Raw genomic sequence first — 22,233 nt, forward strand, 5'->3', positions numbered from 1 at the left:
GAATGATCATGAATCAAGCCCAGTGGAAACGGCACCCGCCCCTGCTTCGGGCAAAAAACAATCGAGTGAGGCCATGGAATGGCTTAAGGCGATCGTGATCGCCGTCGTGCTCGTTCTTGTGATACGTTGGCTTTTCTTTGCGCCGTTTATTGTGGATGGCCCATCGATGCAGCCGAATTTTCATACGGGCGAAAGAATTATCGTAAACAAAATCATTTACGATATCCGTCAGCCGAAGCACGGGGAAGTCATCGTGTTTCACGTCCCGTCCGAAGGTCGCGACTTCATCAAACGGGTGATCGGCGTTCCCGGGGATACCGTAAAGGTCGAAGGAGATACCGTCACGGTTAATGGGCAGGTTGTGGATGAGACTTACATCAAAGCAGCCGTGAATGCAAAGCATAACAACAATGAGCTTTATAATACGGAAGCGGATTTCCCAAATGAGCGGGTTTCCGATGGAGCCGTGCCTGAAGGATATGTTTTCGTGCTTGGGGATAACCGTTCCAACAGCACGGACAGCCGGAGCATCGGGTATGTGCCGTTTGGCGACATCGTAGGAAGGGCCGACCTGGTGTTCTGGCCGCTACAGGAGCTCCATTTCATTAAGCATTAAAATCTGCGGCTAGAGGGCCATACTCGGAAGCTAGAGGTGAAGAAACATGACAATACAATGGTTTCCCGGGCATATGACCAGGGCCCGCCGGCAAATCCAGGAGAAGCTGAAGCTGATCGACGTGGTGATCGAACTGCTTGACGCCCGTCTCCCTTTATCGAGCCGGAACCCGATGATCGACGAGATCCTGCAGGGAAAGCCGCGGCTGATCGTTTTAAATAAAGCGGATTTGGCCGATCCTGCGGTTACCAGGCAGTGGATTGCGTTTTTTAAGCAGGAGGGGCACACCGCCGTTGAGGCGGACGCTTCCAGCGGTCGAGGGATCAAGGAGATCCCGCAGCTGGCCAAAGAGCTGCTCAAGGATAAAATCGAAAAACAGCTGGCCAAAGGCATTAATCCGCGCGCGGTGCGGGCTCTGATCGTCGGCATTCCCAATGTCGGCAAGTCGACGCTCATTAACCGGCTGGCCGGGAAAAGCATCGCGGCGACCGGAGATCGTCCGGGCGTCACCAAAGGGCAGCAGTGGATCAAAGTCGGCACCGAAATGGAGCTGCTGGATACGCCGGGGATTTTATGGCCCAAATTCGAGGATCAGAACGTCGGTTACCGCCTTGCCGTAACGGGGGCGATCCGGGAAGAGATTTTGAATGCCGAGGATATCGCTTTTTTTGCGGTAAAATATTTGGCCAGATATTACTGGGAGCCGTTCAAAGACAGATTCGAGCTTGAGCAGCCTCCCGGCGATTTTGAAGACCCGGATGAAATCGTCGCCATTATGGAAGCGGTTGGCCGGAAACGGGGCTGTTTGCAAAGCGGCGGCAGGGTTGACCTTGAAAAAGCTTCAAAAATCCTGCTTCGCGAGCTGCGGGCCGGAAAAATGGGCCGATATTCGCTGGAGGATCCGAGCGTATAGGCCGAAATATAGAGAGCCACGCTCCATAGAGCCGGAGGAGAATGCGTCATACCTGGTCGGCAGAGGAGCAATGAGGCGAAAGAACCGTAATAAGCGCAAGTCCCGGACATTTGGTTCGGGGCTTGTGCTATTTTAGTTTACTTATTATTCCAAATGACCTATAATTAATATAGACTATGTAATATTTTTCCAAGAGGGGATTTCATCAGCTTTTCTTGTACATCCAATCAAAGCTAAAGGGGATGGAAAGTTTGAGTACACGTCGCTTAATCAAGAACGGTTGCGTGTTGACGATGGACAGCTCTTTAGGAACCCTTCGGAAAGCCGACATCCTGGTCGAGGACTCTCTGATCGTAACGATTCAAGCCAACCTTGACGTACCGGATTGTGAGGTCATTGATGCCACGGACATGATTGTTATGCCTGGATTCGTAGATACCCATCGTCATGTCTGGGAGTCTTTATTGCGGACTGTCGGCGCGGATTGGTCGCTGCCGGTTTATCTGCAAAACATTTATTATGGCGGACTCGGCAGCAGATTGCGGCCCGCGGACAGTTATGCCGGCAATCTGCTGGGAGCAATGGAAGCGCTTAACGCCGGGGTGACGACCGTTTTAGACTGGACGATGATTTATTCGCCCGATCATGCTGATGAACTGATACGCGGCTTACGGGATTCCGGTATTCGCGCCGTATTCGCCTACGGTGTCTCCGGTGAAACCGAATATTGGAGCCGTGACAGCCAAAAGATCTTCCCGGACGATGTGTACCGCGTCAAAAGGGATTATTTTGCTTCCGATGATCAATTATTGACGATGGGGCTGGCGATTAGAGGACCTGAGTTCAGCAGTTGGGAGGCGACGGTCCGAGAAATCGCGCTTGCCCGGGAACTGAATACGCTATGCTCCATGCATATTGGGTTCGGCAGTTGGGGAGCGGACGACCGCTCTGTTGAGAAGCTTTATAAAGCCGGCTTGCTTGGTCCGGATTTGAATATGGTGCACGCCAACACGATGGGCTTCGACGATTACAAGCTGCTGGCGGATGCGGGGGCGTCGCTATCCGTTACGCCGGAAGTGGAAATGATGATGGGGCATGGCTATCCCGCCACCGGGTACTTCCTTGAGAATGGCGGCACTCCCGCGCTTGGCGTGGATGTCGTGACCTCAACCGGAGGGGACATGTTCACGCAAATGAAATTCGCGCTGCAGGCGGAGCGGGCAAGAGCAAACCAGGATATTTTGGCCTCGAAAAACATGCCCGGCGAATTGAATTTGCAGGCCGGGCGAGTGTTGCATTTTGCTACCTCGGCAGGAGCCAGAGCTTTGCGATTGGACCATAAAATCGGTACCTTGACTCCGGGGAAAGAAGCCGACCTTATTTTGATTCGGACGACAGATTTGAACATGTTTCCTGTATCCGATCCGGTAGGCGCTGTCGTACAATTTGCCAACCCGGGCAACGTGGACTCCGTTTTTGTGGCCGGTCGTCCGGTGAAACGGCACGGGAAGCTTCTCAATGTCGACTTGAACCACGTTCGCAAACTTGCCAATGAAAGCAGAGAACATCTCTTGGCCTCATCTGCCGGTACAAAGGATGAATCCTAAAAGCGATTGAACAAGCTCTAAAAAATTTAAAGAACTCTATATTTTTTAACCGTTTTAACCGATAAAAGATTTATCATCCGTAGGGCGAGGATCAAACGCTTGATAAAACGTCCGTGACCCCTTAAGCTATAGAACAGGGTTTAATCGTGAAGGAGGCGCTATGGACGATCTGCTATCCTATGAAAGAGAGTATTGGTCCTCGTACCGTTACATAGCGGGAGTCGACGAGGTAGGCCGAGGTTGCCTGTTCGGCGACGTGGTTACTGCGGCGGTGATTTTGCCGCAGGGTTTGCTGCTTGAGGACGTGGATGATTCGAAAAAGTTAAGTCCGAAAAAGCGGGAAAAGTTGTACGACCTTATTATGGAAAAGGCGGTTGCGGTCGGGATCGGATATGCCGATGTGGCGACGATTGACCGGATCAATATCAAGCAGGCCAGCCGGCTGGCGATGAAGCGTGCGGTGGAGCAACTTTCCGTAGCTCCGGAATTTTTACTGGTGGATGCCGAAAAGGTCGATGTCGACATTCCACAGCTGGCGGTCATTAAAGGGGATGCGACAAGCCAGTCGATCGCGGCGGCCTCGATTATCGCTAAAGTGACGCGGGACCGGCTGTGCCAGGGTGAGTGGGATGCGCGTTATCCCGAATACGGCATCGCGGTACATAAAGGTTATGCAACCAAGCTGCATCGAGAGCAACTCCTGGCCCTTGGGCCGACGCCGATGCATCGGAAAAGCTTTTTGGGCAATTTGTTTACCGAGGAGCAAACGTTGTTTTAAGAGGTAGTTCAAAAAGCTGGAAACCTGACTTTTTGTACTTGCACTTTAACCAACCCGCCGAAGCGATGGCGGGTTTTCCAATATGTTTTTGAAGTGAGGGGGGAGTTTCATGAATATCGGGCCGCTGCTGCGCGGAATGTTGGGAAATGCCCAGGCGGGGGAACCCAAAACTCTGGAATTGAAAACAGGGCAGGTGGTCCGCGGAACGGTGTTGTCCGTATCCGAAAACGGTCAGGAAGCCGTCATTCAGGTTCAGGGCGTTAAACTGCACGCCGCTCTGGAAACACCAATGCGCCCAGGGGAAACGACTTTGCTGCAGGTTCAGCCGGAATCCCAAAACGGGCTGGCGGTGCTGAGGCCGATGAGTTCCCTCCCGGGCGCCGAGCTGTCCGCGGCTTCCTTGGCCAAAGCGCTGCAATCTTTGGGATTGGAAGATACGGCGACGAACCGAGAGCTGCTGCAGTTGATGCAGAAAAGCGGTGTGCCGCTGACGAAGGAGAACGTATCGCAGATTTTGCAGGTGTCTGGGCAAAAGCCGGGTGGTGTGCCGCTGTCGGAGTGGATTCAGGCGGCCAGCATCGCTTTTAGCCGGGGGCTGCCGCTGACCGGGGAAACGGTGGCGGGATTGCATCAGGCGGTGTTTGGGCCGCCGCTGCACACATTATTGTCTGCGCTGGACGAGCAGATTGCTAACTTTCTTGGTCAATCGGCTGGGAACTCCGACGGGACGGCCACGCCCGGATCAGGGACGAGCGGCAGCAGCGCCGGAGGCGCTGCTGTGCAGGGGCAGCAGGCTCAAGCCGGGCCAAGCGCTGCCGCATTGACGAATACGGCATCCTCCGGCTCGGAAGTGGCCGCTGCGGGCACTACGGCAGGTGGTGCCGGGGCGGCGGGAGCTTCCGCCCAGCCGAATCAAGCAGCCGGACTGGTGCAGTTGGCGCTGCGCGAAGCGTCTGCCGGAGCGCTTGAGGGGCAAACGCCGCAGCCGGGCAATCCGGGCGGCAGCGGTTCGGCCATCCTGTCCGGCGGCGCTTTGGTGGCGAAGCTGCAGGCGGTGCTGGCGGAGCTGGATGGGGCCATGCTGCAGGAGGGCATGGCCGAAGCGGCGCCCGGACGAGGGACGGGCGCCGGTGGGGCTGCTCCCAGCGCGGGAACGCTGGGAGGGAGCGCTGCCGCCGCCGGAGGCGCGGCGGCAGCGCCGCAGGCGCAGGGCGAAGGGGCCGCTGGCCCTTCGCCGGCAGGCACGCGTCCCACCCTCGCGGCGGAGCCGTGGGTGGGGCGCGTGCTGAAGCTGCTCGGTGCGGAGCACGAGCAGCAGGTGCGCGCGGCCGCGCCTAGCGCAGCGGCGGCGCAAGCGCAAGAAGCGCCGCCTGCGGCGGGCGCTTCGGCTAAGCCCGCCGGGGGCGCGGAGCTCCCCGGCGGCCAGGCGCCCGGCAACGGGCCTGCGGCCGCGCCGGGTGGAGCCACAGGCAGCACGGCGCCGCCTGTGGAAAGCCGCGCCGCGCAGGCGGACGCCCGCGCGGCAGGCGGAACGGCGCCGGCCCCGGCGAACGCCGAGGAGGCGGCTGCAACGCGCAGCTCCGCCTTGGCCGGCGGCTCCACAGTAGGCGCCACCGCAGCAGGTGCCGCCGCAAGCGGCGGGGCCGTGCAAGACACGCTCAAAGGCTTGCTGCTGCAGATGGCGGCCGCCGATGATTTGCCCGCGCCGCTCCAGGAAGCGGCCCGGCAGCTGGTGCAGCAACTGACCGGCCAGCAGCTGCTGCTCAATACCGACCGCACGGCGCCGTTTGCGCAGGTGACCATGTTCCTGCCCTTTTTCGGACCGGACGGCAAGCAAACCGCCTCCGTGCATATCGAATCGCGCCGCGGGCGCAAAGGCGAACTGGACCCGGCCAACTGCCGGCTGTGGTTCGACCTGCAGATGAAGACGCTGGGTCAAATTATGGTCGACGTGCAGGTTGCCGACAAAAAGGTGCTGCTAAAATTATTCAGCGAGCAGGAAGCGACCGGCGCGTTCCTGGAATCCCGGCAGGAGGAAATCAGCGAAGCGTTGTTAAGTGTCGGTTACCGGCTGCTGTCCATGAAGTCGGAGCCGCTGATTCCGGCGGAGAGCAAAGAAGGCGGCGCAACCGACTTTAGCCTGCCGCTGACTTACGCCCCAAGCCCATATAAAGGGGTGGATTACCGCGTATGAACGAACAGCCGAAGAGACCCAACCTTGCGTTTAAAAAAGCGGTAGCCCTAAAGTACGATCCCGGGCAGGGCGAGGCTCCGGTCGTCGCCGCCAAAGGAAGCGGACTGCTGGCGGAGCGCATTTTGGAGACGGCGAAGGAGCACGGCATTCCCGTGCAGGAAGATGCGGCGCTTGTCGAGGTGCTTTCCAAACTCGATTTGGACCAGCAGATCCCTGCGGAATTATACGACCTGGTGGCGGAAATTCTTACCTTTATATACCGGTCCGACAAAATGGCGGAAAGAAGGATGCTCTTTGAATAACCGGGAGTTGAAGCCCATGGGCGGGGATGATCGAAAAGCGCGGGGCCGCGAGGCGGAACAAGCCGCAAACGATTATTTGACCGCTCTTGGCTATACCATCCTGAAACGAAACTGGCGCTGCCGTTCCGGCGAGCTGGATCTGATCGCCAAAGACGGGGACACGATCGTGATTGTGGAGGTGCGCAGCCGCAGCCATCGGGCTGCGGCTTTCGGCACGCCGGCCGAGTCGATCACGCCCCGCAAAATCAAGCAGGTCCGCGACACGGCCGCCGTATACTTCCACCAAACCGGCCAAACCCTGGCCAACGTCCGCTTCGACGTCATCGCCGTCACGTATAGCCCTGGTGAACAGCCGAAAGTGGAACATATCAAGAACGCTTTTTAAGAGGCAGCTCGAAAAGTTCATCTTTTAAAGATGTAAGAATGCTGGTAGCACGGAGTTCCCATATTTCCAATAGATTTGGACCAGCAGGGCTGAACGGGCAACTTGAGCACTAGCGTTATTAACTTTTGAACAAGACAACTTGTAGCCCTGATACCTTCCAAATTTCCCGCAAAAGCTCAGGCGATCTAATCGGATTTTGGTCCTGCCGGAAATCTAACGGTCCATGGCAACCGTTATAAATTGAAATCACCGTTTTTGGAACGAATAGCGCTTGTGACAACCGTTAGATTATTTGTGTGGCTAGAAAATGTACCTTGGTCAGATTTAATACAACACCAGTACGATGTGATACCTATTGGATACTTCTAATCAGTGTTCAAACTGTGGGCGATTTCCGCCAATCTAGTGGATTTTTTCGCTGAGAGGTGGGGGATGGGAGGTGGGGGCAACCAAACGTCACCCTCTCACTTCCAACAGCCTCCGATCCAACTGGCGGTATTGAATCGCTTCCGCGATTTGCTCCGTCTGAATGGCTTGCTGCCCCTCAAGGTCGGCAATCGTGCGCGCCAGCTTAAGTGTGCGGTCGTAGGCCCGCATACTTAAGCCCAGGGTCTCGAAGGAAGACTGCAGCAGCTTTTCAGCTTCGGGGGCCAGCGGGGCAAACCGCCGCAGCAGGCTGCCGGACAATTCGCTATTGCGGGAAATTTTGTAATTTTTATAACGTTTCGTTTGAATCTGCATCGCCTTGAGCACCTGCCCGCGCATTTCCTCTGAACTGAGCGGCCGCTTGTCTTCCTGCCAGCCGCTAGGCCGCGGTACTTCGATATGCATGTCGATCCGGTCCAGCAGCGGGCCGGAGATTCGCTCGCGGTATTGGGCGACGCGCCATGGACTGCACGTGCAGCGGGGCAAAGGCGGTTCGGCCCCCAAAAAACCGCACGGACACGGGTTTAACGAACCTGCCAGCAAAAAATGGGCGGGAAACGTAAACGACGCGCGGGAGCGGCTAATGGTCACCTGGCGTTCCTCCAGCGGTTGGCGCAGCACCTCCAGCACGTTGCGGGAGAACTCCGGCAATTCGTCGAGAAATAAAACCCCGTGGTGAGCCAGGCTCACTTCACCCGGTTTTGGGATGGCGCCGCCACCGATGAGGCCCCTCGCCGAGATCGTATGATGCGGAGAGCGAAACGGACGCTGGGTGATCAAGCCCTGCTCCGTATCGCTTAATTTGCCAGCGGCGCTGTAGATTTTGGTGACTTCGAGTGCTTCCTCCGGGGAAAGCGGCGGCAAAATGGAAGGCAGTCTGCGGATGAGCATCGTTTTGCCGATTCCGGGCGGGCCGATCAGGACGATGTTGTGAAAGCCGGCGGCGGCGATCGTAAGCGCCCGTTTGATGTGGAGTTGGCCGAAGACATCGCTGTAGTTTTCCGGCGCTTCATACGGTGCGTGGGCGGTTGACGGCTGCGCTCCTATTTCCAGGTGACTCAGCGACGTCAATCGCAGCGGTGCCCCTTTAGCGTCCTTGGCTCCTGCTTCTCCTGCTCTCTCTTCGGGAAAAAGTTCGTTTAAATGGCGGAGCCCATATACCCGGATTCCCTCAAGCAAAAGCGCCTCGGCGGCATTTTCCCGAGGCAGCAGCACGGAGTTGAATCCTTCCCGGCGCGCGCGGTCGACCATCGACAACACGCCGGGAACGGGGCGCAGCGTGCCGTCGAGCGAAAGCTCGCCGATAATCAGCAGCTTTTCCTCCGGCGGCAGGGCGATCTGCCCGCTGGCCGTAAGTAAAGCGAGCGCGATCGCCAGATCGAAGGCGGCCCCCTCCTTGCGCAGGTCGGCAGGCGCCAAATTGATCGTCACCCGCTGCAGCGGAAAATTATAGCCGCAATTTTTGATCGCCGCCCGAACCCGTTCCACCGCCTCGCGGACCGCAGAATCCGGCAGACCAACAATGTTGGTTTGGGGGATGCCGCTGGACAAATCCACCTCCACTTCGATCATCATACCGTCGATCCCGTATAAACAAGCACTGTACAATTTTCCGTACATAACAAAAAACACCCCTGACCCTGTATTTTCCGGCTCTAATAAAACCGTCTTCAGGATAAAAGGTGCTTCCTTATTATCGCATCATACTATTCATTTAGCCATTGCCAAACTCATCTTAACAAATTATACCATACAATATTCATCCAAGGAAAGCTCCGCTTGACATCCCAAATAATTTGGTATAGTTTTGGAACAAATTCATGTGATCATTTCGGTAAATATCGTAAAGTAAGCTTTTCTAACATAACAGGCAAGAAAACGCCTGATTTTGCCCGTTTTTATTCTCCCGGGACAATAAACCGTCGGGCCTTTTGGTAGAGGAGAACATTGTGGCCGTTCTTTTGCCTGGGTTACCATTAATGAAACTGATCGACATCAGGAGCATTGGGAGGTAACGAATTATGGCATTGAAACAGACACTGACGGTCATCGACGCGCTGGACAGCGCTCATGTAAACGGTGAAGCGGTAAAACGGTTGTTCTCTTCATTTCCCGGCGTTTCCGTAACGGTTCAAACCGTAACAGGGGAAAAAGGGAGCACGGATTTCATTAAAGTTGTGATCCCGGGCGCAAACGGCAAAAACAGCGGCGGCAGCACGCCGACGTTGGGGATTGTCGGGCGGCTTGGGGGAATTGGCGCAAGACCGAGCCGGATCGGGATTGTTTCCGACGCGGATGGCGCGGTGGCGGCGATCGCCTCGGCTTTGAAACTGGCCGACATGCAATTGAAGGGCGATACCCTGCCCGGGGATGTGATCGTAACGACGCACATTTGCCCCGATGCGCCAACCTTGCCGCATGAACCGGTTGATTTCATGGATTCGCCGATCGACATTCTCACCATGAACCGCCATGAAATCGTGCCGGAGATGGATGCGATTTTATCAATCGACACCACGAAAGGCAACCGCGTGATCAATCACAAAGGGATAGCCATCTCCCCGACGGTGAAGGAAGGGTATATTCTCCGCATCAGCGAGGACCTGCTGCGCATCATGGAAATGACGACAGGGCAGTTGCCGGTCACTTTTCCGGTGACGATGCAGGACATTACGCCTTACGGGAACGATCTGTATCATATTAACTCGATTTTGCAGCCTGCCGTGGCCACGGACGCCCCGGTGGTCGGGGTCGCGATTACGGCACAGTCGGCTGTACCCGGTTGCGGGACGGGAGCCAGCCATGAAGTGGATATCGCTCAAGCGGTGCGTTTTGCGGTGGAAACGGCCAAGGAAGTGGGGAGCGGGACTTGCCGTTTCTTTAATGCCGAAGAGTTTGCCCACATCACCAAACTTTACGGTTCGATGAAAGTGCTGCAAACGATGGGGAAAGAGACGGCTGTCCAGAAATGATCCGGACGGGCCTGGAACTCGTTCCTAAGTTAGGCATGATCACGATCGGCCAGGCCCCGCGCACCGATGTGGCCCCGTTTTTACTGAGGCAGCTCGATGGACGGGCTGAACTAGTGCAGGCTGGGTTGCTTGATGGCTGGAGCCTTGAGGCGATCGAAGCTGAGTTATCTCCGGCTGACAGCAGTTACATGCTGACCTCGCGGCTGGCCGACGGCCAGGCGGTGGTCGTGGCCCGCGACAAAATCATGCCCCTGCTGCATCGCAAAATCGCCGATTTGGAAGCCCAGGGTATCCGCCATATCCTGCTTTTGTGTACGGGCGTTTTTCCGGATCTGCAGGCGGCATCGGCCCATTTGATCGAGCCGGACCGCATTCTGACTCCTGCCGTAGCGGCGTTGGCGGGGAATCGCCGGCTTGGCGTGATCTGTCCGCTTCCCGGGCAAGCCGATGCGCTTCAAGCGAAATTCGCGGAGTACGGCATCGAACCCGTTTTCGCTGCGGCATCGCCTTATACCGGAAACTGGCAGGATTTTGCCGCCGCGGCCAAAGAGCTGAGAGGGCGGGCGGATGTCTTATTGCTGGATTGCATGGGTTATACCGAAGGGCACCGGAACTGGGTAACCTCTTTGTCCGGGCTGCCGACGATTCTGTCCAGCTCGCTGATGAGCAAACTGGTAGCCGAAGTGATCGCCTGAACGAAGAACAGCGGCTTTGCCCGGCAAAGCGCGCCGATGAAAGGTGACGACCATGAACGAGAGTATTGTGATGTCCAGCAAGAAACTGCTGGCTGAATGCCTGGCGCTTAAGGCCGGGGAAAACTTTTTGGTGGTGGCGGACGGCCCCAAACAAACGTTGGGCGAACTGCTGCAAAAAGCCGGCCATGAACTCGGCGCGGAATCCGTGCTGATGGTGATGGAAGAGCGCTCCCGGTCGGGGGAGGAGCCTCCGGCGCCGGTGGCCGCGGCTATGGAGGCCGCCCAGGCCGTCGTATGCGTCACGGAGCACTCGCTGACGCATACGAACGCGCGGAAGCGAGCGGCGGCCGCGGGGGCAAGGGTAGCCACGATGCCGGGGATTACGGAAGATATGTTTTTGAACGGGGCGGTGACGGCTGATTATTTGCAGGTCAAGGAATTGACCGAGCAATTAACTGTCAGACTGACCCAGGCCCGTCATGTGCGGATTGAGAAAGCGGGCCGCGCATTGGAATTTTCCATTGAGAACCGGGACGGCGTTCCGAGCACGGGCATGTTTGTGGAACCGGGGCAGTCGGGCAATCTCCCTTCCGGCGAGGCCTATATCGCTCCGGTAGAGGGGAGCGCATCGGGGCAACTGCTGGCGGACGGTTCCGTGGCCGGTTACGGCGTGCTTGCCGCCCCGCTTTTGTTAACGGTGGAGCAAGGGAGGCTTGTGGCGGCCGAAGGAGACGGAGCGAGCGAACTGCTTAACATGTTGGGCGATGGCGACGGACGATGGCTCGGCGAATTTGGCATTGGCACCAACGACAAAGCGCGTATTACCGGCGTTGTGCTGGAGGACGAAAAAGTATTCGGTACGATCCATGTCGCTTTCGGCAGCAACAACACGTTTGGCGGCCAAATCGCGGCCGGGGTGCATATCGATATCGTTGTAAAGGAGCCGGACGTTTATTTGGACAATCGGTTGATCATGTCGCAAGGAAAACTTGTTTAGTTAGGTTGAACTAAAGAAATACGGGGGTTAGGACTTTCTACATTTCACACGGCTGCCCTAACACGTACAGTCAATAGTTCATCTTATATAGCTAAGTCAAGCGGTGCGAAGGGAGGCAGGTTCATATGCTGGGAATCATACGAGTCATTACTTTGCAGGACCGCAGGGATGCGGAATTGCATGGGGATCTGATCCGTCAAAAATACGGACTTGACGTTAGGAGCGCCTGCATCCCGGACCAGCCAAGCGGGGTATATGACGAGCAGACCGAGCGGCTGGCCGTGCCTAAAATCATCACTTTGGCCAAGCGGCTGGCGGACGAAGGATGCACGGTCATCGGCATCAGCTGCGCGGCCGATCCGGCGCTGGAAGAATGCCGGCAAGCGCTCCCGGTTCCGGTGCTGGGGGCGGGCTCCTGTGCGGCCCATCTTAGCCTTACCCAAAGCACCCGCGTCGGCGTATTGACCATTTTGCAGGAGACCCCGCCGTTAATCCGTTCCATTCTCGGGGAGGCTTACGTAGGTATGGACCGCCCCGAGGGAGTCACGACCACCCTGGATTTGCGGACAAACCAGGGGCGGGAAGCGGCTTTCGAAGCGGCGCAAAGACTGGCGCGGCGGGGAGCGACAAGCATTGTGCTGGCTTGCACCGGATTTGCGACGATTGGCTTTGCCGCGGAACTGAAGCAGCGGCTTGGGCTGACTGCGTTTGATCCGATTGATTCGCTGGGAGCCGCGGCCGTTATGGGCTAGCGGCTTAACAACGGTTTTAGTAGTTTTCAACACTAGTCAAGCCGGTAATCGATTGTGGCAAGAAATGCGGAAGGGCGTTGAAAGCTTGAGAACAGGGAAGGCTGGTGCTGGTGGGTTGGCCGGAAGATCAACATCCCCTATCCGGGCGCTTTTGCGCGATTATCCCATTTGATCAGGAAGCAGAGAAGAAGATCAATTCAGGAGAAGAAAATACGTTTGGGAGAAGCAGACAGGTTCGAGATCATTAGCGGATTTATGAAAAAACACCTCTAACCCTTTTCCCTGAACGAAAGGTATAATCGTGCAAAGCAGCATGCAGGGGACACCAAGACATGAATGCTATAGAGCCGCTTTAGCCACTTACCTCAACCACCTCAGTCTGGCATCCTCCATATTATGGATCCTATAACCCTTCGGACCTTCTGAAAGTAAATAACGCGTCTTATAATTCATAACAAGCGTTCGATTGTGCTGGTGGTACAAGTTGGACGTTTGTTTTTTTGACAATTCTTTGCCATTTTCGTGTTTTTTAAAGCTTTCTTCTGGTACACTAGCATGAAATATTATTTTCTGCGACGTTATCACATGAAGGGGGCGAAGATATGGAAAAAAATACAGGAACCACTGTCAGGGAAGTGCTTAACCTTTCGATTTTGCGGCAGGCCAAAGTGCTTAGCGGGCATAAAGGCTTGGATCGCGTCGTTCAGTTCATCGATATCATGGAAGTGCCCGAGCTTAAGGGATGGGTCAAGGAAGGCGTGCTTATTTTGACTACGGCGTACGCGATCCGCAACGAACCGCTGCAGTTGACCGAGCTTGTCCGGATTTTGCATGCTTCCGGCGGAGCGGCGCTGGCGATCAAGCCGACCCGTTTTTTACAGGGGATTCCGCAGCAAACCCTGGATGTCAGCAACGAAATTGAACTGCCGATCATTGAAATTCCGGCGGAAATACCTTATACGGACATCACCCGGCCGATCATGGAGCTGATTTTAGACCGTCAGGCCGCTTTGCTTCGCCGTTCGGAGGAAGTATACCGCACGCTCACCGCCATGGTGCTGGAGAACAGCGGGATTCAGGCCGTCAGCGACAGTGTGTCAGGCTTGCTGCGCGCTCCCGTCAAGGTGGTGGACAATGTAGGAAATACGATTGTGTCTTCGCCGGCGGAGCTCCACTGGGAAGAGGCGGATTCGCCGTTGCAATGGGGGATCACGGTGGACCGCCGCCAGGTGGCCAAGCTGCTTGTAGCCAAAGACAGGCTCGATGAAATGGAAAAGGTCTGTATTGAACAAGCCCGGATTGTACTGGCGCTGGAAATCATGCGCGGGAAAATCGTCGCGGATACGGAGCACCGGCTGCGGGGAAATTTCATCGATGAGTTGCTTACCCCGCCTGTTCCTTCCCGGCATGAAGTGGAGCAGCGGGGCCGCAAGCTTGGCATGCATGTGGAACATCTGTGGGAAGTCGCCGTTATCGAAGGGGAGCAAGCTCCTGATGAGGAAGCGCTGCTGAAACGGCTTGGGGAGGAAGCCAGACTGCGGCGGGTCAGTCCCCATGTCGAGTTTCGCTCGAACCGCGCCGTCCTGTTTCTGCCCAGCCTGGACGTGAAAAGAGCCGAGGATTTGCGCAATGTGCCGAAGCCGTGGGCGGAAACTTTGCTCGAATGGGTTGGCGATAAAGCGTTGGGGGCAACAGGCAGCCTGGTTGGGGTTGGAGGCAAAAAATATTTGTGGGAGATTTACGACAGCTATACTGAAGCGCGCAAAGCGATGGCCGTCGCCCGCCGCATGCCCCGGGAAACGCCGGTCATCCGCTACGAAGAGGTGGAAATCTATCATTTGCTGGGAGAGGCGATGCAAAAGACCGATTTCAGCAAGCTGTTTGAGCGGAAACTCGGGGCTTTGCGCCGCTATGACGAAGAGCATAACGGGGATTTAATGCGCACCTTTCTATGCTATTTGGAGACTCGCGGAAGCTTGATCGAAACCGCCAGCCGGCTGTATATCCACCGCAATTCCGTGAAATACCGGATGGAAAGGATTAAGGACATCACCGGATTTGATCTAAGTGATGCGCGCGAGCAGCTCGTATGCCATTTGTGTTTAATCTATTTTTATTTGCATGATAATACAGCCGCTGACCTGTAACTTCCATCTGCAGTGTTATATATTCTCACTTTTAAAGATATATTCGTCCTAAGGATACAAACGGGGAGGTCTTTTTTTAGTTGGAGGGGACGTAGTGAGCCGCTCGGAAACTATGTAGAATGAGCACAATTCAGTAAAACCTTTTTCGCTGGGTACCTAACCTGACATGAGCTGAACTGAAAGTGAGAGAGGGGGTGAGAGGTTGTTCACTTATACGATCCGGAGACTTGGACAGATGATTCCGGCGCTGCTCGGCATCGTGCTGATTACGTTTATTCTGTCCCGCGTACTGCCGGGCGACCCGGCTGTGATGGTGGCCGGTGAACAGGCGCCTCCGGAGGTCATTGAGAAAATCAGGCACGACATGGGGTTGAACAAGCCTCTATTTGCCCAATTTTTCGACTACTTGGGGCAATTGCTGCGCGGGGATTTGGGCTTTGCCTACCACACCGGTCATACGGTGGCGAGCGATTTTGCTTCGCGTTTCCCGGCCACGGTGGAGCTTACGCTGGCGAGCATCTTGATCGCCGTGATCGTGGCCATTCCTGTAGGCATCGTTGCCGCAACCCGCAAAGAATCGATCATCGACCACATTTCGCGGGTATTTTCGCTGGTGGGTGCGTGCATGCCGATTTTTTGGCTCGGACTGATTTTGATTTACGTGTTTTATTCCAAGCTCGGTTGGGCGCCGGCGCCGATGGGGAGAATCAGCGGCGATCTGAATCCGCCGACAGACATTACCGGGTTGTACGTTTTGGACAGTTTGCTGTCCGCGGACTTTGTTGCTTTAAAGAGCAGCATTGTCCATTTGATATTGCCGGCTATCTGCCTCAGCACCGGCACGATGGCGATCGTGGCCCGGATGACGCGCTCCAGCATGCTTGAGACCATCGGCCAGGACTTCGTTCGCACGGCGCGGGCCAAAGGCCTCAGCGAAGCGGTCGTGATCGGCAAGCATGCGCTAATCAACGCGCTGATTCCGACGCTTACGGTGCTTGGATTGCAGTTTGGTTATCTGCTGGGCGGCGCGGTCATTACGGAAACGATATTTTCCTGGCCCGGGGTGGGCGGTTATATCACCGATTCCATTCTGGCTGCGGATTACGCGCCGATTCAAGCTTTTACACTGGTCAGCGCCGTGCTGTATTGCTTGATTAATTTGCTGGTGGACTTGCTGTATGGCCTCCTGGATCCGCGTATTCGTTACGAATAGGCAAATGAGGCTCACTAGATTAGAGAAAGGGGGAAATGCCATGTCTGCCGGGTCGACGATGATGGCGGGATCTCCGGTTCAGCCGGCAAAAGCCCGCAAAGCGACGTTCCTGCGGCTGCTGCTGCGTAACCGGCTGGCGACCATCGGTTTGACGTTTATCCTCTTATGGACGATCGCCGCGATCATTGCGCCGTGGGTCGCTCCGTACGATCCTTACGTGCCGGATACCGCTGCCAAATTGCAGCCGCCGAACGCCGCTCACTGGCTGGGTACGGACAATTTCGGAAGGGATATTTTCAGCCGCGTTCTTTATGGGGCGCGAATCAGCATTTGGACGGGCCTGATCGCGGTCGGAATCTCTTTTGTGATCGGTGTTCCGCTGGGCGGCTTTGCCGCTTATTACAGGGGAAAAACCGAAACGGTCATTATGCGCGTGATGGACGTGCTGCTTTCTTTTCCATCGCTCGTGTTGTCCATGGCGATCGCCGCTTCTATGGGGGCCGGTTTATCCGGGGCCATGATCGCGGTTGGTATCGTCGGGATTCCCGAATTCGCCAGGCTGATGTACGGACAAACCGTTTCCCTGCGTGAAAAAGAGTTTGTGGAAGCCAGCCGGTCGATCGGGGTCAAGGATCGCGTCATTTTGTTTAAGCATATTCTCCCGAATGCCCTTGCTCCGCTTTTGGTGCAGGCGACTTTGGGCATGGGATTTGCGATTTTGACCGCGGCCAGCTTAAGCTTCCTCGGCCTCGGGGTGAAACCGCCGATCGCCGAATGGGGCGCCATGATTTCGGAGGGCCGGGAATATATCATTTCGGGCGAATGGTGGCTTGTCACTTTCCCCGGTTTGGCCATCGCCACGGCGATTCTCGGCTTTAACCTGCTGGGAGACGGATTCCGCGATATTTTGGACCCGCGCTTACGGTCCGGTAAATAGGGGTTCATTTTCTTGACCATATAAAAATAAAACAAAAGGGGAGATCGAGTGATGAAGACAGGAATGAAGTATTTTCTGGCGCTGGTATCGTTATGTGTAGTATTGGCCGGTTGTGCTCCTAAAGCCAACCCGCCGGCAGCCGAAGGAAACTCCAAAGGCCAAAATGAAACGACCGGACAAGCGGCAGGCGGTTCCAACACGCTGACCGTCGCTTTTTCCGAAGGGGGCACGACCCTCGACCCGGCGGAAGCGAGCGACCTTACATCCGATACGTTCGTCATCGCCGCTTACGATCAGCTTGTCACCTACGGGGTGAAAAACGTCGATGGCGCCGATGTAGCCGACACCGACAATATTAAGCCGATGCTGGCCAAGGAATGGGAAGTATCCGACGATCAATTGACCTATACGTTTAAACTCCAGGAGGGCGTGAAATTCCACAGCGGCAATCCGCTCACCGCAAAATCGGTCGTTTATACGTTCGACCGCGTGAAAAATTCCAACTCCGGCAGCTTCCTGTACGGAATGGCGGATATCAAATCGGTAACCGCACTCGACGATAACACCGTGCAAATGGTGCTGAACAAACCGAATCATATGTTTTTGCAAATCATCGCTTTGTACAACTTCTCCATCGTTGACGACGTGGCCATGGAAGGCAAACCTGCCGACTATCTGAACACGAACACGGCCGGTTCCGGTCCGTTCCTGCTGGATAAATGGGATCCGGCGAGCGAAGCGGTGCTGACGGCCAACAAAGATTACTGGCAAGGCGCTCCGAAACTGGACAAGGTCACGCTTAAATTCACCAAAGAAGCTTCGAACCGCGTGATGCTGCTGAACAAAGGGGACATCGACATGGCCATCGAAATTCCGGCCAAAGATGTGGCCAGCCTGGAAGCCAATAGCGCGTTGACGGTTAAGTCGAATGCCAGTAACCGGATTTTGTACCTGGCGCTGAACAACAAAGTCAAGCCTTTCGATAATGTGAAGGTGCGCCAGGCGATGGCCTACGCGGTGCCATACGATCAGTTGATCAATGATGTTATGCACGGCCAGGCGAAAATCATGAAAAGCTCCGTGGCCAGCAATACGCCGGGATTCACCGGCAAAGGTTATGTATACGAGCACAATCTGGATAAAGCGAAGCAGCTATTGGCGGAGGCCGGTTATCCGGACGGGTTTACATTTGACCTGACGCTGGGCTCGGGCTTCCAGGACTGGGAAGACGACGCGGTGCTCATTCAAGCGGAACTGGCCAAAATCGGCGTAACCATGAACATCAACAAAGTAGCGCGCGCTCAATTCCTGGAAATGCAAAAACAGAAAAACCTGACCTCCTATATTTCGAAATGGACGTCTTTCGTCAACGATCCTTCTTATCACCTTGGCTTCCTGATGTACAGCAAAGGATCGTCCAACTACCATAACTACAGCAACGCCGAAGTGGACAAGTTGTGGGAGCAGGCCAACCTGGAGCCGGATCTGGACAAACGCAACGAACTGTACGCTAAAGCGCAAGAAATCATTACGACTGAATCGCCATGGCTCTACCTGTATGAATACAACCGCATCGTGGGCATGAACAGCAAAGTAAGCGGCTATGTGTATTACCCGGATGAAGTCATTCGCTTCTATCCGTTGTCCAAGAACTGATATAAACGGAGAAAAGGAGTGGCGCCTTGTGGCAGACTGGAAAACGAAAGTTTTGGAAGAAATCGACGCGCGGCAGGATGAACTGCTTGAGCTTTGCTCGAAGCTGATCCAGTTTCCGACGGAAAATCCTCCCGGCGACTCGCGTGAAATCAGCGCTTTTATCATTGACTATTTGCACCGGGCAGGAATTTCAACGGGTATTCACGCGGCGACGGAACAGATGCTGAACCTGGTGTCGGAATACAAACCGGCTTCGAGCAACGGCCGGAAAAAATTGATCTTTTGCGGGCACACCGATGTGGTGCCCGCGGGAGATTTGGAGCGTTGGGATTTCGATCCGTTCAGTGGGGAAATTCGTGACGGCTATATGCTGGGGCGCGGCGCTTCGGACATGAAGGGCGGGCTGGCCGGCCTTGTTTTTGCCACCGCGCTGCTGGCCAAGCTGGGCGTACCGCTGCAAGGCGATCTGTCGCTGCTCATTGTCCCGGACGAAGAAACGGGCGGCCACCTCGGCGTGCCGTGGGTTTTGGAACGCGGCTTGATCGCAGGCACCGCGGCGGTCATTGCCGAGCCTTCGGGGCCGCTGAATCCGACGATCGGCCAGAAGGGAAGCTGCTGGTTCGAGTTCACCGTGGAAGGGACGCCGGGTCACGGCAGCCTGTCGCCGATCGTTGGCGAGAGCGCGATCGTCAAAGCGGCCAAAGGCATCGAGGCGCTGCAGCGGCTGTGGGACATCGAGCCGAAAATTCCGGACGAAGTCAAGGAAATCATCGAGATTTCCAAGGAGTACGCTAAAGAGCGGGAAGGCCAGGGCCTGGCTTATCAAGTATTTGATCATGTCACGGTCAATATCGGGACGATTCAAGGCGGGACCAAGGTCAATGTCGTAGCCGACCGCTGCACCGTGCAGGTTGACTCCCGCGTGCCGTTTGGCGTGGATTACCGCGAGGTGATGGAACGGGCTCATTCGCTGCTCCTCGGCGCAGGTATCGAAACGGAAATCAAACCGTTCGGCTTTCAGGGCAACGCCAACTGGACGCCGCCGGAAGAGCCGGTCGTCCGCCATCTGGTGGACAGCATTTCCGAGGTCAGCGGCGAGGAGGCATACGGCGTATTGCAATGGGCTTCCAGCGACGCCCGCCATTTCCGTACCCACCATATTCCGGTGCTGCAGTACGGTCCGGCGGAGCTGTCCACGATTCATAATTTCAACGAGAAGGCGCCGGTTTGGCAAATCATCCAATGCGCAAAAGTATACGCGCTCACGGCGCTTAAATATTTGGGAGTCGATGAGAAGTAGCAGGAAATAGCAGGGCAGCGAACTTGATGAGTTATTATTGAAGTTTTTTTGCAAAGGAGGGGACTAGGATGGCCAATTTGCTGGAGATTTCCGGCCTCCGCACGGAGTTTACGACGCCGGGAGGCGTGATCAAAGCGGTGGACGGCGTCAGCTTTACGGTGCGTAAAGGGGAGACGCTCGGGATCGTCGGCGAATCGGGGTGCGGGAAGAGCATCACCTCGCTGTCGATCATGCAGCTGCTTCCTAAGCGGGTCGGCCGCATTGCTGCGGGGGAAATCCGCTTCGAAGGCAAAAACCTGCTGACCGCTTCGGCAAGGGAAATGCGGCAAATTCGCGGCAATCGGATTGCGATGATTTTCCAGGAGCCGATGACGTCCCTGAATCCGGTATTCAAAGTCGGCAAGCAAGTATCCGAAGCCGCGCGTTATCATTTGAAAATCGGCAAACAGGAAGCGCGTAGGCGGGTGGTGGAGATGCTGGCCAAAGTCGGGATTCCCCGTCCCGAAAAAATATTCGACCAATATCCGCATCAGTTGTCCGGCGGTATGCGGCAGCGGGTGATGATCGCCATGGCGATGGTGTGCAACCCGAGCCTGCTGATTGCGGACGAGCCGACCACGGCCCTTGACGTGACGATCCAGGCGCAGATTCTCGATCTGATGCGCGATTTGCAGAGCAAAGAAGGGACATCGATCATGATGATCACCCACGACCTCGGAGTTGTGTCGGAAATGTGCGATCGCGTCGTGATTATGTATGCCGGGCAGGTTGTGGAAGAGACGGACGTCAAGACGCTGTTCCGGGAGCCGAGGCATCCTTATACCCGCGGGCTACTGGCTTCACTGCCGCAGCTGGCGGGGGACGCCGACCGGCTTAAGTCGATTCCGGGACAGGTTCCGAACCCGCTCGAAATGCCTTCGGGCTGCCGTTTCGCGCCCCGCTGTCCGATGCGGGCCGAACGCTGCGAACAGTCGGCCCCGGAACTTAAGGAAGTCGCTCCCGGACATCTGTGCCGGTGTCTGCTTGAACAGGAGGCCAGCCTATGAGTAATACGCTGCTTGAAGTGCGCAACCTGAAAAAGCATTACCCGATCCGCAAAGGGCTGCTGTCCAAGCAAGTCGGATCGGTGAAAGCGGTCGACGGAGTCACGATGTCGGTGCAGCGGGGAGAAACGCTGGCCGTGGTCGGCGAGTCCGGCTGCGGCAAATCGACGACAGGGCGGGCGATTCTTCGCCTGATCGAGCCGACGGACGGCGATATCTGGTTCGACGGCACCGACGTGCGGGCGCTTAACCCGGAAGGGTTGCGGCAGCTGCGCACGCAGATGCAGATGGTGTTCCAGGATCCTTATGCTTCGCTTGATCCGCGTTGGACCGTACGGCAAACGCTGGAGGAGCCGCTCCGTACGCACAATCCCGGCGGCGCCGCTACGTTGAAGGACCGGGTCGCCGAATTGATGGAGGTCGTCGGGCTATCGCCTTATCACGCCGACCGCTATCCGCACGAGTTTTCCGGCGGCCAGCGGCAGCGGATCGGCATCGCCCGGGCACTGGCGCTGAACCCGAAGTTTATCGTCTGCGACGAGCCGGTCTCCGCGCTGGACGTATCGATTCAGGCGCAGGTGCTGAATCTGATGCAGGACCTGCAGGACCGGTTTGGCTTGACCTATCTGTTTATCTCTCATGACCTGTCCGTGGTGAAGTTTATCAGCGACCGCGTTGCGGTGATGTATTTGGGTAAAGTGGTGGAGTTGGCGCCGACGGCGGAGCTTTTCGCGGCCCCGCTGCACCCGTATACCAAGGCGCTGATGTCGGCCGTTCCCGTGCCAAACCCGGAGCAGCGTCCGGAAAGAATCGTCTTGTCCGGCGATGTTCCTAATCCGGAAAATCCTCCAAGCGGCTGTGCGTTCCATACGCGCTGCCCGCTGGCGACCGACATCTGCCGCAAGGAGACCCCTGTGTTAAGGGAAGTGTCTTCCGGCCGGCAGGCCGCTTGCCATCTTGTTTAATTGATTTGGAGATGAACATATACAATAGTAGAAAGCGGAAATGGCGTAAGCCTGTGCATGTCGCTCAAATGTTTAAAACCGCCGGTCTTTGGTGCCGGCGGTTTTTTTAGTTTATAGAATTTATAACTCAACTTTCCGCAGCAAAAAATCGGCAGACAAGCCTTGATGTAGTTGGGCAAAGCAGCAATCCATTCCATTGCCGGAGTTGACGCTGAATCAGAGGCGGACAGTGTCTTCCCGGCTTTTTGGGCTGCTTCGTTAATCAAGAGCATAGGAGATCCCTTGTAAAACGTGCCGGTGGCATGATCTCTAAACGGGCAAACAACTCGACCGCT

General features: G+C 56.1%; 19 protein-coding genes and 1 pseudogene. 18 read left to right on the forward strand and 2 right to left on the reverse strand.

What is annotated here, in order from left to right; translation table 11 throughout:
- Positions 1 to 73: 73 nt before the first annotated feature.
- The 7 genes from lepB to ACLD72_RS03290 all read left to right on the forward strand — a co-directional run bounded on the left by lepB (position 74) and on the right by ACLD72_RS03290 (position 6,795).
- The gene (gene lepB / locus ACLD72_RS03260; RefSeq protein ID WP_251588932.1) at positions 74 to 616 is read left to right on the forward strand and encodes a signal peptidase I; all 543 of its coding nucleotides are present in this window, start codon (positions 74 to 76) and stop codon (positions 614 to 616) included.
- A gap of 46 nt (positions 617 to 662) precedes the next feature.
- The gene (gene ylqF, locus ACLD72_RS03265; protein WP_251588526.1) at positions 663 to 1,529 is read left to right on the forward strand and encodes a ribosome biogenesis GTPase YlqF; all 867 of its coding nucleotides are present in this window, start codon (positions 663 to 665) and stop codon (positions 1,527 to 1,529) included.
- A gap of 251 nt (positions 1,530 to 1,780) precedes the next feature.
- Positions 1,781 to 3,136 (forward strand): amidohydrolase family protein, encoded by a 1,356-nt coding sequence (locus ACLD72_RS03270; protein ID WP_458475532.1) that lies wholly within the window; start codon positions 1,781 to 1,783, stop codon positions 3,134 to 3,136.
- Between the two features lie 160 nt (positions 3,137 to 3,296).
- The gene (locus ACLD72_RS03275) at positions 3,297 to 3,914 is read left to right on the forward strand and encodes a ribonuclease HII (protein ID WP_410997871.1); all 618 of its coding nucleotides are present in this window, start codon (positions 3,297 to 3,299) and stop codon (positions 3,912 to 3,914) included.
- 109 nt (positions 3,915 to 4,023) lie between these two features.
- The gene (locus ACLD72_RS03280; RefSeq protein ID WP_458475533.1) at positions 4,024 to 6,108 is read left to right on the forward strand and encodes a flagellar hook-length control protein FliK; all 2,085 of its coding nucleotides are present in this window, start codon (positions 4,024 to 4,026) and stop codon (positions 6,106 to 6,108) included.
- Positions 6,105 to 6,410, forward strand: a complete 306-nt coding sequence (locus ACLD72_RS03285; protein WP_251588516.1) for an EscU/YscU/HrcU family type III secretion system export apparatus switch protein — start codon at positions 6,105 to 6,107, stop codon at positions 6,408 to 6,410. The genes ACLD72_RS03280 and ACLD72_RS03285 overlap by 4 nt, the downstream gene beginning before the upstream one ends.
- A gap of 16 nt (positions 6,411 to 6,426) precedes the next feature.
- On the forward strand, positions 6,427 to 6,795 hold the full coding sequence (locus ACLD72_RS03290; protein WP_411003887.1) for a YraN family protein: 369 nt from the start codon (positions 6,427 to 6,429) through the stop codon (positions 6,793 to 6,795).
- Between the two features lie 456 nt (positions 6,796 to 7,251).
- Here the strand turns inward: ACLD72_RS03290 and ACLD72_RS03295 are convergent, their stop codons facing one another.
- Positions 7,252 to 8,841, reverse strand: a complete 1,590-nt coding sequence (locus ACLD72_RS03295) for a YifB family Mg chelatase-like AAA ATPase (RefSeq protein WP_411003875.1) — start codon at positions 8,839 to 8,841, stop codon at positions 7,252 to 7,254.
- 401 nt (positions 8,842 to 9,242) lie between these two features.
- Between ACLD72_RS03295 and ACLD72_RS03300 the strand changes: the two genes are divergently transcribed.
- The 11 genes from ACLD72_RS03300 (at position 9,243) to ACLD72_RS03350 (ending at position 21,898) form a co-directional block, all read left to right on the forward strand.
- The gene (locus tag ACLD72_RS03300; protein ID WP_411003876.1) at positions 9,243 to 10,193 is read left to right on the forward strand and encodes a DUF1177 domain-containing protein; all 951 of its coding nucleotides are present in this window, start codon (positions 9,243 to 9,245) and stop codon (positions 10,191 to 10,193) included.
- Positions 10,190 to 10,888 (forward strand): AroM family protein, encoded by a 699-nt coding sequence (locus ACLD72_RS03305; RefSeq protein ID WP_411003877.1) that lies wholly within the window; start codon positions 10,190 to 10,192, stop codon positions 10,886 to 10,888. The genes ACLD72_RS03300 and ACLD72_RS03305 overlap by 4 nt, the downstream gene beginning before the upstream one ends.
- Positions 10,889 to 10,940: 52 nt before the next feature.
- The gene (locus ACLD72_RS03310; protein ID WP_411003878.1) at positions 10,941 to 11,885 is read left to right on the forward strand and encodes an aminopeptidase; all 945 of its coding nucleotides are present in this window, start codon (positions 10,941 to 10,943) and stop codon (positions 11,883 to 11,885) included.
- A 125-nt stretch (positions 11,886 to 12,010) separates the two neighbouring features.
- Complete coding sequence (locus ACLD72_RS03315) at positions 12,011 to 12,637, forward strand: aspartate/glutamate racemase family protein (protein WP_411003879.1); 627 nt, start codon at positions 12,011 to 12,013, stop codon at positions 12,635 to 12,637.
- 602 nt (positions 12,638 to 13,239) lie between these two features.
- On the forward strand, positions 13,240 to 14,784 hold the full coding sequence (locus tag ACLD72_RS03320; protein WP_411003880.1) for a PucR family transcriptional regulator: 1,545 nt from the start codon (positions 13,240 to 13,242) through the stop codon (positions 14,782 to 14,784).
- 202 nt (positions 14,785 to 14,986) lie between these two features.
- On the forward strand, positions 14,987 to 15,997 hold the full coding sequence (locus tag ACLD72_RS03325; protein ID WP_411003881.1) for an ABC transporter permease: 1,011 nt from the start codon (positions 14,987 to 14,989) through the stop codon (positions 15,995 to 15,997).
- A 40-nt stretch (positions 15,998 to 16,037) separates the two neighbouring features.
- Entirely contained in the window at positions 16,038 to 16,934 is an 897-nt protein-coding gene (locus tag ACLD72_RS03330) for an ABC transporter permease (RefSeq protein WP_411003882.1), read from the forward strand.
- Between the two features lie 51 nt (positions 16,935 to 16,985).
- Entirely contained in the window at positions 16,986 to 18,590 is a 1,605-nt protein-coding gene (locus ACLD72_RS03335) for an ABC transporter substrate-binding protein (RefSeq protein WP_458475535.1), read from the forward strand.
- Between the two features lie 28 nt (positions 18,591 to 18,618).
- Positions 18,619 to 19,890 carry a M20 family metallopeptidase gene (locus ACLD72_RS03340; RefSeq protein WP_411003883.1) on the forward strand — a complete coding sequence of 424 codons (1,272 nt, stop codon included), beginning with the start codon at positions 18,619 to 18,621 and terminating at the stop codon, positions 19,888 to 19,890.
- A gap of 68 nt (positions 19,891 to 19,958) precedes the next feature.
- Entirely contained in the window at positions 19,959 to 20,936 is a 978-nt protein-coding gene (locus ACLD72_RS03345) for an ABC transporter ATP-binding protein (RefSeq protein WP_411003884.1), read from the forward strand.
- A complete protein-coding gene (locus ACLD72_RS03350) occupies positions 20,933 to 21,898 on the forward strand; it encodes an ABC transporter ATP-binding protein (protein WP_411003885.1) in 966 nt (321 codons plus the stop codon). The genes ACLD72_RS03345 and ACLD72_RS03350 overlap by 4 nt, the downstream gene beginning before the upstream one ends.
- A 137-nt stretch (positions 21,899 to 22,035) precedes the next feature.
- Here ACLD72_RS03350 and ACLD72_RS03355 read toward each other — a convergent pair.
- Positions 22,036 to 22,233, reverse strand: a pseudogene (locus ACLD72_RS03355) (hypothetical protein); the annotation flags it as partial.

The sequence above is a fragment of the Paenibacillus lacisediminis genome, from assembly GCF_046567315.2.